Below are 11,200 nucleotides of genomic sequence, written 5' to 3'. Positions count from 1 at the left end.
CAGGGTCCGCCCAAACATGTTGCAGGCGAACCGGGTTTCAGGAATTGGCTTGGCTGTGCTCGGGGCCGTCCGGCGGGACGCGGGTGAGTTGGCTGGCTGGTGGTTTCAGTTGCCTATTTTAGAGTTGTTGCGAATGATTCCCAATAACATGGAAAAAAAGTTTGACAAAAAACCTCGAAAACCCGGCTTTCAGGGGCACTGACTGTGGCGTAAATGCCGTTGGTGGTTGCAACAGGCGAAAAAAAACGGGGCACCGGGCCCCGTTCGGCAGGCCTGAACGGCGGCTCAGCTCAACTCGCCCATTTGGCTTTGCAGGTAGTTTTGCAGGCCGACCTTGGCCAGCAGCTCGATCTGGGTTTCCAGAAAGTCGATGTGCTCCTCGGTGTCGTCCAGAATCGTTTGCAGCAGGTCGCGCGAGACGTAGTCGCGCACGCTTTCGCAGTGGGCAATGCCGTCCTTGATGGTGGCCTGCGCGCCGGTTTCCAGCTTCAGGTCGCAGCCCAGCGCCTCGGGCACGTCCTCGCCAATCATCAGCTTGCCCAGGTCCTGCAGATTGGGCAGGGCGTCGAGCATGAAGAGGCGGTCCATCAGCTTGTCGGCGTGCTTCATCTCGCCTATCGATTCCTCGTATTCCTTCTTGGCCAGCTTGTCCAGGCCCCAGTGCTTGTACATACGGTAGTGCACAAAATACTGGTTGATGGCCGTCAGCTCGTTTTTAAGCTGGGCCTGCAGGTGGGCAATGACTTGGGCGTCGCCTTTCATAGCGGATCCTTCTCGTTTTGAAAGCCCTTATTGTCGGCAGGCGGGCCGCGATGGCAAGCAAAAAAAAACGATAACCCCAGGCGCCCGTTTGGCGACGAACGGGTGTTGTGGCCTGCCTGCCGGATCAGGCCTGGCCGGCGGCCTGGAGCACCTGCGCCGTGCTGTTGATGACGGCGGCGATGCGGCCCACGTCGCGCAGCTGCAGCGCACTCATGCCTTCGGCCTTGAGCAGCTTGTAGTGGCTGCCGACGCAGAAGTGGCATTTGCCGACGATGGAGGCGGCCAGCGCATAGGCCTCGAACTTGAGCTTGCTGACGCCGCCATGGCTGGCGTAGGCGTTCATGCGCAACTCTGGGCGCTGGCTTTTCAGGTCCTCGTCGCTGGCCATTTCGACAAACGGGTACCAGACGTTGTTCATGCCCATCAGCGCGGCGGCGGTCAGGGCGGCGTGGCGTTCGGCTTCGGGCGTGTTGGCCTGCAGCACGGCCACCAGGGCGCTATTGCCGGTGGCAAAGGCGGCGGCCAGGGCGCAACCCAGCGCGTCTTCGGGCGTCAGGCTGGAGCGCGACAGCACGCTGTCCAGGTTCAGGCGCGTGTCCTTGGCGTAATCCGGAATCTGGTCCTTGAGGGCTTGAAGAAATTCCATTTTGAAGGCTCCAGAGGCTGCCAGCCCACAGTTAACAGGCGCAGGCAGCTATTAAAATCATAGCGTTTCAGATTCAACCCGCTGGCACCCGCCGCGCGCCATGCGCAGTCAGGGCCAGTGGGTCAGGGCTTTTTACAGCGTGCTTTCGCCGGGCTGGCGGTTGCACGGGCAGAGCTCGTCGGTCTGCAGGCCGTCCAGCAGGCGCAGCACTTCTTCGGGGTTGCGGCCCACGTTCAGGTTGTTCACGCTGACATGCTGGATGGTGTTGTCCGGGTCCACGATGAAGGTGGCGCGCAGGGCCACGCCCTCGGCCTTGTCGCGCACGCCAAGCTGGTCCACCAGCGAGCCGGTCACGTCGGCAAAGCTGTAGTGGCCCAGCTTGTTCAGGTCCTTGTGGTCACGGCGCCAGCCGAGCTTGGCAAATTCGTTGTCGGTCGAGCCGCCCATCAGCACCGCGTCGCGCTCGGCAAACTGCCTGGCCAGCTTGTCAAAGCCGACGATCTCGGTCGGGCAGACGAAAGTGAAATCCTTCGGGTAGAAGTAGATGATCTTCCACTTGCCGGGAAAGCTTTTCTCGGTGATGTCTTCAAAAGCCGACTGGCCGTTTTCCTCGTGGTGGTTAAAGCCGGGCTTGACGCCGGTGACCTTGAACGCTTCGACTTTATCGCCAACTGTTTTCATTGAAAATTTTCCTTAAAAGTGGTGCGGCCGGCCCCGAATGCAGGGCCGATGCCGCGTGTCTGCTACCTATTGCGGTGTGCTTTGGTTGACAGTGGAGTCAATTTTAGGCTATTGATGAATCGTAGTTGATTGATTATGGCTAATGCTGTCATGGCCTCTGCGGCTATTGACGGCAAAATACCGTTCCAGCCCAGACAGGACGGGCGCAAGCAGCTATCAAAAAGAGAGCAAGTGAGGCGTTTGACCGGACCCGATCAGAGGCCGGCGGCTTCCTTGGCCCGCAGCTTGGCCCCGATGTACTCGCCGTGCGTGACATGCAGCAGGCCGGCAATCTTGCTGACCAGGTGGTTTTCATGGGCGTCTAGCCGGGCGTCGGCATAGGCCACCTGCCACATGGTTTCAATCAGCTGGATTGGTGTATTCCTTGTGGCGCCTGTCGGCAAACAGCGATGCATTGATGCATTGATGCCTTTATAGTGGCTTCTCATCATTTTCGGGCCCGCACACCGTCCTGGTAGATGCGCGCCCACCATTCAGGGGCACATTGTGACGACTGAAACCCAACCCGGCCCTGGCAACCCGGCACGCTTTGGCAGCGGGCAAGCCGTTCGCCGCCTCGAAGACGATGCGCTGCTGGCGGGCGCCGGCCAGTTCACGGACGATCTGACGCTGCCCGGCCAGACCCAGCTCTTTTTTGTGCGTTCGCCCTATCCGCACGCCCGCATTGTGGCTGTGGACACCACGGTAGCGCGGGCCATGCCGGGTGTGCTGCAGGTGGTCACCGGGGCCGATCTGGTGGCCGCCGGGGTCAAGCCGATTCACGGGTCCAGCGGCTTCCAGCGCGCCGACGGCTCGCCTGGCGCCACGCCGCCCCGGCGCGCGCTGGCCCACGAGCGCGTGCGTTTTGTCGGCGAGGCGGTGGCCGCCGTGGTGGCGCTGACCCTGCAGCAAGCCCGCGACGCGGCCGAAGCCATTGCCATCGACTATGACGAGCTGGCCATGGTGGTGGACATGAACGACGCGACGGCGCCCGGCGCCCCGTCGCTCTGCCCCGAAGCCCCGGACAACATCGCCGCAGAGACGCGCTACGGCAATGCCCAGGCCGCCGCCACAGCCTTCGCCGGCGCCCGCCATGTGGTGACGCTGGACCTGGTCAACCAGCGGCTGGCAGCGCTGACGCTGGAGCCGCGCTCGGTGCTGGCCGCTTTTGACAGCGCTTCGCAGCGCCTGACCCTGCGCATGAGCACGCAAATGCCTTCCGGCGTGCGCGACTCGGTGTGCGACGCGCTGGGCCTGGCCAAGGAAGCGGTGCGCGTCGTGGTGGGCGATGTGGGTGGCGGCTTTGGCATGAAGACCGGGGTCTACCCGGAAGATGTTGCCGTGGCCTTTTGCGCCCGGGCACTACAGCGCCCGGTGAAATGGGTGGCCGAGCGCAGCGAAGAATTTATTTCCAGCACGCACGGCCGTGACCTGCAAAGCCACGCCGAACTGGCGCTGGACGAGCACGGCAAGATTTTGGCCCTGCGCCTGGCCACGCTGGCCAATGTGGGCGCCTACGCCACCGGCGCGGGCGTGGCCATCCAGCTGCTGATTGGCCCCTGGGTGCAGACCAGTGTCTATGACATCCAGACCATAGACTTTCATTTCAAGGCCGTGCTGACCAACACCGCGCCCACCAGCCCCTACCGGGGTGCGGGCCGCCCGGAAGCCATCTTCATCATGGAGCGGCTGATGGACGAAGCCGCCCGCCAAACCGGCATCGACCGGGTCGCGCTGCGTCGCCGCAACTTTATCCAGCCCGGCCAAATGCCCTACAAAAATCCCATGGGCCAGACCTACGACACCGGCCGCTTCGAGTCGGTGATGGTGCAGGCCCTGGCCCTGGCCGACTGGCAGGGTTTTGAGGCGCGTGCCGCCGAATCGGCGCGCCGCGGCCAGCTGCGTGGCCAGGGCATTGCCACCTTTCTGGAGTGGACCGGCGGCAACGTGTTTGAAGAACGCGTGACTGTGGCCGTCCTCGCTGGCGGCGTGATCGAAGTCTTCTCGGCCGTCAACGCCATGGGGCAGGGCATTGCCACCACACTGGCGCAGCTGGTGGTCGATGCGTTTGGCGTGCCGATTGACAAGGTCCGCGTGGTGCTGGGCGACACCGACCGGGGTGACGGCTTTGGCAGCGCCGGCTCGCGCTCGCTGTTCACCGGCGGCTCGGCCATGCGCACCGGCGCCGAGCGCACCCTTGTCAAGGCCAGCCAACTCGCGGCCAAAGAATTTGAGGTGGCAGAGCAGGACATCGAGTACGCCAATGGCAGCTTCAAGGTGGCGGGCACCGATTTAAGCATTGACCTGTTTGCGCTGGCGGCACGCCAGAGCGACCAGCGTATTTTCATGGACTCGACCAGCACCGTGGCCGGGCCCACCTGGCCCAATGGTTGCCACATCAGCGAAGTCGAAATCGACCCGCAGACCGGCCATGTGGCGGTGGTGGCCTATGCGTCCGTGAACGACGTGGGCCGCGTCGTCAACCCGATGATCGTGCGGGGCCAGCTCGACGGCGGCGCCGTGCAGGGCATAGGCCAGGCGCTGTGCGAGCACCTGGTGTACGACCGTGAAACCGGCCAGCCCCTCACCGGCAGCCTGATGGATTACGCCGCGCCGCGCGCCGACACCGCGCCCGACTTCAAGACCGAAATGGACCAGTCCACCCCCTGCCTGAACAACCCGCTGGGCGTCAAAGGCGTGGGCGAGCTGGGCACCATAGGCGCCGGGCCCACGGTCGTCAATGCCGTGGCCGACGCGCTGGCCAGAGGCGGCATGGCGGCGCAGGCGCGCCAGTTGCAGATGCCGCTGGCGCCATCGCGGCTCTGGCATCTGATGCAGGGCTGAGGCTGGGCATTCCCAAAGCCGAAGAAGCCCGGCCGCTAGCAGCCAGACTTTGACGGTGGGTGCCAGCGCGGTACGATGACGGCGCCGTCGAAAAAATCAATCCTCCAAGGAGACACCTATGCACTACGTTCTGGCCCGCATCACCGTCAAACCCGAGGCCGCCGACGCCGCCAGGCAACTGCTGACCACGCTGGTGGCCGAGTCGCGCCAGGAGGCGGGCTGCGTGTCTTACGAGCTGTACCAGCAGGCCGCCGCGCCGCATGTGTTTCAGACCGTGGAGCAATGGCAGGACGAGGCCGCCGCCAACGCCCACATGGCCACCCCGCACCTGGGCGCCGCCGTGGCCGCCGCCGGCCCGCTGTTTGCGGCGCCGCCAGAAATCCTGGCCTATAGCAAGCTGGCCTGAGCGTCCAGGCGCTGTTTGTCAGGGCGGAAAATCTGGCCCCGCCGGCCTTGGGTCAGCCGGGGCGCGGGGAGCCGTGCTGGTGGCCTGGGGAACCTGGTGGGCGCCGGCCCTCTGGCCTCAAGCTCTCCAGCTCTTGTTACCGCTGCCCGGCCACGCTATAGTTTTCATTCAATGAATTCGTCTGCGTTGATGGCGTCTCCGGTTGCGGAATTTTCTCATGTGCTGAGTCATGAGGGAATTGTTGCGGGTCTGCAATTTTTGAACCGGCGCGTTGCGCACCGCTGCACCGCCATCTACCGGCTAGAGGCCATGACGGTGCGCAACATCTACATCTATGACCGCGAGGGCGCCTTGCTGCCCGAATCGCTGGGCGTGGTGCCGCTGGGCGACAGTTTCTGCCAGCACGCGCTGCGTGACGGCGCCTTCCTGAGCAGCGACACCCGCGACGATTCGCGCGTCGACGGCAGCCCCTTCAAGGGCGTGGTGGTGGCCTATCACGGTATTCCGCTGGTGGGCCAGAATTGCGAGCTGTTTGGCTCGCTGTGCCACTTCGATTTCGTGCCGCGCAGCCTTTCGGACGAGGAATTCGAGTTCATGCAGAAGGCGGCGCGGGTGCTCTCTGCTTATCTCTAAACGGGGGGCGAAACGCCTTTGTCAAGCCATGACGACACGCACCGAATTCGATACCTTTGGCCCGATCGACGTGCCGGCCGACAGGCTGTGGGGGGCGCAAACCCAGCGTTCCCTGCAGAACTTTGATATTTCCGGCGAACAGCAGCCGCGCGAGATCATCCGCGCGCTGGCCCAGATCAAACGCTGCTCGGCGCGTGTCAACCAGGCCCTCGGCCTGCTCGACGAAGCCAAAACCAAAGCAATTGTGGCGGCCGCCGACGAGGTGATTGCCGGCCGGCATGCCGACGAATTTCCGCTGGTGGTCTGGCAAACCGGTTCGGGCACCCAGACCAATATGAACGTCAACGAGGTGCTGGCCAACCGCGCCAGCGAACTGATGGGCGGTGAACGCGGCGAGAGCCGGCGGGTGCATCCCAATGACGACGTGAACCGCAGCCAGTCGTCCAATGACGTTTTCCCCACCGCCATGCATGTTTCGGCCGTGGCGGCCATCACGCACAGGCTGCTGCCCGCCCTGGCCACGCTGCGCACCACATTGGCGCAAAAAGCCCATGACTTTGACGGCATCGTGAAGATCGGCCGCACCCATTTGCAGGACGCCACGCCGCTGACGCTGGGCCAGGAGTTCTCGGGCTACGTCGCTCAGCTCGAGCACGGTGAAAAGCATGTGCGCGCCACGCTGCCGCATCTTTATGAGCTGGCGCTGGGCGGCACGGCAGTGGGCACGGGCCTGAACGCGCCGCCGAGGTATGCGGTTCAGGTCGCGGCCGAGCTGGCCAGCCTGCTGCATCTGCCTTTTGTCACCGCACCCAACAAGTTTGAAGCGCTGGCCTCGGCCGACGCGCTGGTGCATGCGCATGGCGCCCTCAAAACCCTGGCGGCCAGCCTGATGAAGATCGCCAACGACGTGCGCTGGCTGGCCAGCGGCCCGCGCAGCGGCATTGGCGAGCTGAGCCTGCCCGAGAACGAGCCCGGCTCGTCCATCATGCCGGGCAAGGTCAACCCGACCCAGTGCGAGGCGCTCACCATGCTGGCCTGCCAGGTGTTTGGCAATGACGTGGCCATCAACTTTGGCGGTGCATCGGGCAACTTTGAACTCAATGTGTTCCGGCCCCTGATCGCGCACAATTTCTTGCAGAGCGTGCGGCTGCTGGCTGATGGCATGTTGAGTTTTAACGACCACTGCGCGGTGGGCATTGAGCCGAACCGCGAGCGCATTGCCGAGCTGCTGGGCCGTTCGCTGATGCTGGTGACGGCGCTCAATCCGCATATCGGCTACGACAAGGCCGCCTTCATCGCCAAGAAGGCGCACCAGGAGGGCAGTACCCTGCGCGAGGCCGCGCTGGCGTCGGGCTACGTCACGGCCGAACAGTTTGACCAGTGGGTGGTGCCGGGCGACATGGTAGGCGCGGGTTGAACGGCAGCGTGCCGTTCAATACCGTTCAACCTGTTCAGTGCTTTTCGGCGGCAATCGCCGACATCACCTTGTCGGTGTAGGCAATCGCCAGGGCTGACAGCAAAAAGGTGATGTGGATCGCCGTCTGCGCGATCAGCACCCGGTCGCTGTAGTTGTCGGCGTTGATGAAGGTTTTCAGCAGGTGGATCGAGCTGATGCCAATGATGGCCGTGGCCAGCTTGACCTTGAGCACCGAGGCATTCACATGGCTCAGCCACTCGGGCTGGTCGCGGTGACCTTCCAGGTCCATGCGGCTGACAAAGGTTTCGTAGCCGCCCACAATTACCATGATCAGCAGGTTGGAAATCATGACCACGTCGATCAGCGCCAGCACCACCAGCATGATGACCGTCTCATTGAGGGTGACGATCGGCGTGGCGGTCTTGTAGCCAATGCTGGTGATCAGCGCCTGCAGCGCGGTCTGGCTGCCAAAGGCCGCCTCGATCAGGTGCCACAGCTCGACCAGAAAGTGAACAACGTACACCGCCTGCGCGGCGATCAAGCCCAGGTACAGCGGCAGTTGCAGCCAGCGGCTGGCAAAAATCAGGTTGGGTAGCGGTCGAAGAGGGCGGGGAATGGATGGGTTGGACGGTGCGGGTTCGGACATATTGGAGAAAGACTGAAAAGATTGCAGAATTGTAGAAGGCAGGCAATGCCCGGCATGACTCGCAGTGGCCGAAATCCGAAAATGGTAAGGTTCAAGCCAGTCAGTGGCTTGTAAGTGCGAGGGATGACATTACCACGCAATGCACCCGCCTTTTATGACCTACAGGAGACAAGTCCAATGAGCGCCCCCACGTCCAACATCGAGTCCGTGCTGGTAGAAAACCGCATCTTCCCGCCCAGCCCCGCCACCGTCAAGGCGGCGCGCATCTCCGGCATGGCTGCCTACAACGCACTGTGCGCCGAGGCCGACAAGGATTTCGAAGGGTTCTGGGCCCGACTGGCGCGTGACAACCTGAGCTGGAAAAAGCCCTTCACCCAGACGCTGGATGAGTCGAACGCGCCGTTTTACCAGTGGTTTGCCGATGGTGAACTGAACGCCTCCTACAACTGCCTGGACCGCCATCTGGGCACGCCGACCGAGAACAAGAAAGCCGTTATTTTCGAGGGCGATGACGGCCAGGTCACCAGCGTCACCTACAAGGAACTGCACGCCAAGGTCAGCCAGTTTGCCAGCGCCCTGAAAGCCATGGGCATCAGGAAGGGCGACCGCGTTGTCATCTACATGCCGATGACGGTGGAGGGTGTGGTGGCGATGCAGGCCTGCGCCCGCGTAGGGGCCACCCACTCGGTGGTATTTGGCGGTTTTTCGGCCAAGAGCCTGCAGGAGCGCATTCAGGATGCCGGCGCCGTGGCCGTCATCACCGCCAACTACCAGTTGCGCGGCGGCAAGGAACTGCCGCTCAAGGCCATCGTGGACGAAGGCATTGCAATGGGTGGCTGCGAATCGATCAAAAACGTCATCGTCTACCAGCGCACGGCCACCGCCTGCGACATGGTGGCCGGACGCGACAGCCTGATGCATGAGGTCACCGCCAAGGCGGCGCCGGTGTGCGAGCCTGAATTTGTCGGCGCCGAGCACCCGCTGTTCATCCTGTACACCTCGGGCTCCACCGGCAAACCCAAGGGCGTGCAGCACAGCACCGGCGGCTACCTGCTGTGGGCCAAGCTGACCATGGACTGGACCTTTGACATCCAGCCCGATGACATTTTCTGGTGCACGGCCGACATCGGCTGGATCACCGGCCACACCTACGTCGCCTACGGCCCGCTGGCGGCCGGCGCCACCCAGGTGATCTTTGAAGGTATTCCCACCTTCCCGAACGCGGGCCGCTTCTGGCAGATGATCGAGCGCCACAAGGTCACCGTTTTCTACACCGCGCCCACCGCCATCCGCTCGCTCATCAAGGCCGCGGAAGGGGATGAAAAAGTACACCCGGCCCGCTCGGATTTGAGCAGTCTGCGCATTCTGGGTACCGTCGGCGAGCCGATCAATCCGGAAGCCTGGATGTGGTACTACAAGCATATTGGCGGCGAGCGCTGCCCCATCGTGGACACCTTCTGGCAAACGGAGTCGGGTGGCCACATGATCACGCCGCTGCCCGGCGCCACGCCGCTGGTGCCCGGTAGCTGCACCCTGCCGCTGCCCGGCATCATGGCTGCCATCGTTGACGAGACCGGCAAGGACCTGCCCAACGGCTCGGGTGGCTTGCTGGTGGTGACACGCCCCTGGCCGTCCATGATTCGCGGCATCTGGAACGACCCCGAGCGTTTCAAGAAGAGCTACTTCCCGGAAGAAATGGGCGGCACGATTTACCTGGCCGGCGACGGTGCGGTACGCAATATTGACAACGGTTACTTCCGCATCACCGGCCGGATTGATGACGTGTTGAACGTGTCGGGCCACCGCATGGGCACGATGGAAATCGAGTCGGCCCTGGTGGCGCATTCGACGCTGGTGGCTGAAGCCGCCGTGGTGGGGCGCCCCGACGACCTGACGGGCGAGGCGATTGTGGCTTTTGTGGTGCTCAAGCGCTCACGCCCCACGGGTGACGAGGCCAAGGCCATTGCCAAGGAACTGCGCGACTGGGTCGGCAAGCAGATTGGCCCGATCGCCAAACCGAAAGACATCCGGTTTGGCGACAACCTGCCCAAAACCCGCAGCGGCAAGATCATGCGCCGCCTGCTGCGCGGTATTGCCAAGGGCGAGGCGATCACGCAGGACACCTCCACGCTGGAAAACCCCGCCATCCTCGATCAGCTGTCTGAAAACCTGTAAGTTCAGGCGCCCAGCAAAAAGCCCGTCCATGGACGGGCTTTTTTGCGCCCGGCGCGGTGGCCGGGTTGTGCGGCGGCGCAGGACAGCGCAGGAGCGCCGGTTACTTCTGGCTCAAAATCCAGGCCACCAGTTTCTTGGCTTCGTCAGCGTTGACCTGGGCATTGGCCGGCATGGGAACGGGGCCCCAGACACCGGAGCCGCCCTTCATGACCTTGGCGGCGAGCTTGTCGGCGGCGTCTTTCTGGTCGGCGTATTTGGCGGCCACGTCCTTGTACGAAGGCCCCACCAGCTTTTTGTCCACCGAATGGCAGGCCATGCAGTTTTTGTCGGTGGCCAGCTTCAGGTCGGCCAGGGCCGGGGTCGATACGACAAAACCGGTCGTCACGCAGGCGATGGCAAAAAGAATACGTTTCATGAGGCTTCCTCGTGGGGGTGATGGGTCAGGATGAATGACGGGATTCGGTTACAGTCGTTTAACGTCATTGTAGGGGCGACGGTTGACCCTTGCTCGAAGGGACTCCCTTGCTGGCTGACACTAATCTTCGGAAGTTACAGATGTATTTGTTGTTAATCGGAATCGCCGGCCTGCTGCTGAAATACCTGGAGATTGCCCCGGTTGCCAGCTGGAACTGGCTGGTTGTGCTGTCGCCTTTCGCGCTGGCCGTGGTCTGGTGGGCCTGGGCCGACGCCACCGGCTACACCAAGCGCAAGGAGGTCGAGAAGATGGACAAGCGCAAGCAGGAGCGCATTGACAAGCAGCGCGATGCGCTGGGCATGCTGAAGAAACGAAAATAGACCCCGGTTCAAGCCTGCAACGGGTGGCTGGACGCCCAAGGTAAAGAGCCCGTGAAGTCTGTGACGCACGGGCTCCTGGGCTTACATTTCAAGCAAAAGCATCAATAGTCGTCCAGCACCGCGCCCTTGCTGGCGCTGGAGGCATTGAAGGCAAAC

Annotated in this window: 13 protein-coding genes; 7 read left to right on the top strand and 6 right to left on the bottom strand. The window is 63.0% G+C overall.

The window, feature by feature from the left end:
• Window positions 1–202 (top strand): hypothetical protein (locus RMO23_RS02170; RefSeq protein WP_309678456.1); only part of this gene is annotated, 202 nt, incomplete at its 5' end.
• 83 nt (window positions 203–285) lie between these two features.
• On the opposite strand, the gene bfr is transcribed toward RMO23_RS02170, so the two are convergent.
• The 4 genes from bfr to RMO23_RS02150 all read right to left on the bottom strand — a co-directional run bounded on the left by bfr (window position 286) and on the right by RMO23_RS02150 (window position 2,544).
• Window positions 286–762, bottom strand: a complete 477-nt coding sequence (bfr, locus tag RMO23_RS02165; protein WP_309678455.1) for a bacterioferritin — start codon at window positions 760–762, stop codon at window positions 286–288.
• A 124-nt stretch (window positions 763–886) separates the two neighbouring features.
• The gene (locus tag RMO23_RS02160; RefSeq protein ID WP_309678454.1) at window positions 887–1,408 is read right to left on the bottom strand and encodes a carboxymuconolactone decarboxylase family protein; all 522 of its coding nucleotides are present in this window, start codon (window positions 1,406–1,408) and stop codon (window positions 887–889) included.
• Between the two features lie 132 nt (window positions 1,409–1,540).
• Complete coding sequence (locus RMO23_RS02155) at window positions 1,541–2,089, bottom strand: peroxiredoxin (RefSeq protein ID WP_309678453.1); 549 nt, start codon at window positions 2,087–2,089, stop codon at window positions 1,541–1,543.
• Window positions 2,090–2,343: 254 nt separating this feature from the next.
• The gene (locus RMO23_RS02150; RefSeq protein ID WP_309678452.1) at window positions 2,344–2,544 is read right to left on the bottom strand and encodes a TerB family tellurite resistance protein; all 201 of its coding nucleotides are present in this window, start codon (window positions 2,542–2,544) and stop codon (window positions 2,344–2,346) included.
• A 91-nt stretch (window positions 2,545–2,635) separates the two neighbouring features.
• On the opposite strand from RMO23_RS02150, the gene RMO23_RS02145 reads away from it, so the two are divergent.
• The 4 genes from RMO23_RS02145 (at window position 2,636) to fumC (ending at window position 7,428) form a co-directional block, all read left to right on the top strand.
• Window positions 2,636–4,972 carry a xanthine dehydrogenase family protein molybdopterin-binding subunit gene (locus tag RMO23_RS02145; protein WP_309678451.1) on the top strand — a complete coding sequence of 779 codons (2,337 nt, stop codon included), beginning with the start codon at window positions 2,636–2,638 and terminating at the stop codon, window positions 4,970–4,972.
• Window positions 4,973–5,090: 118 nt separating this feature from the next.
• Entirely contained in the window at window positions 5,091–5,378 is a 288-nt protein-coding gene (locus RMO23_RS02140) for a putative quinol monooxygenase (RefSeq protein WP_309678450.1), read from the top strand.
• Between the two features lie 258 nt (window positions 5,379–5,636).
• A complete protein-coding gene (locus RMO23_RS02135; protein WP_309678449.1) occupies window positions 5,637–6,011 on the top strand; it encodes a GAF domain-containing protein in 375 nt (124 codons plus the stop codon).
• 28 nt (window positions 6,012–6,039) lie between these two features.
• Window positions 6,040–7,428, top strand: a complete 1,389-nt coding sequence (gene fumC / locus RMO23_RS02130; protein ID WP_309678448.1) for a class II fumarate hydratase — start codon at window positions 6,040–6,042, stop codon at window positions 7,426–7,428.
• A gap of 34 nt (window positions 7,429–7,462) precedes the next feature.
• Here the strand turns inward: fumC and RMO23_RS02125 are convergent, their stop codons facing one another.
• Window positions 7,463–8,074 carry a YqhA family protein gene (locus RMO23_RS02125; protein WP_309678447.1) on the bottom strand — a complete coding sequence of 204 codons (612 nt, stop codon included), beginning with the start codon at window positions 8,072–8,074 and terminating at the stop codon, window positions 7,463–7,465.
• Between the two features lie 177 nt (window positions 8,075–8,251).
• Here RMO23_RS02125 and acs point away from each other — a divergent pair, with 177 nt between their 5' ends.
• Window positions 8,252–10,249: an acetate--CoA ligase gene (acs, locus tag RMO23_RS02120; RefSeq protein WP_309678446.1), complete on the top strand. Its 1,998-nt coding sequence runs from the start codon at window positions 8,252–8,254 to the stop codon at window positions 10,247–10,249.
• A gap of 100 nt (window positions 10,250–10,349) precedes the next feature.
• Here acs and RMO23_RS02115 read toward each other — a convergent pair whose 3' ends face one another.
• Complete coding sequence (locus RMO23_RS02115; RefSeq protein ID WP_309678445.1) at window positions 10,350–10,664, bottom strand: c-type cytochrome; 315 nt, start codon at window positions 10,662–10,664, stop codon at window positions 10,350–10,352.
• Window positions 10,665–10,804: 140 nt separating this feature from the next.
• Between RMO23_RS02115 and RMO23_RS02110 the strand changes: the two genes are divergently transcribed.
• Window positions 10,805–11,044: a TIGR04438 family Trp-rich protein gene (locus RMO23_RS02110; RefSeq protein ID WP_309678444.1), complete on the top strand. Its 240-nt coding sequence runs from the start codon at window positions 10,805–10,807 to the stop codon at window positions 11,042–11,044.
• The last annotated feature ends 156 nt before the right edge of the window (window positions 11,045–11,200 follow it).

Origin of the sequence: Polaromonas sp. (assembly GCF_031411155.1) — a bacterium.
Lineage (GTDB): Bacteria > Pseudomonadota > Gammaproteobacteria > Burkholderiales > Burkholderiaceae_C > Polaromonas.
This window is presented reverse-complemented; position numbering and strand designations above follow the sequence as displayed.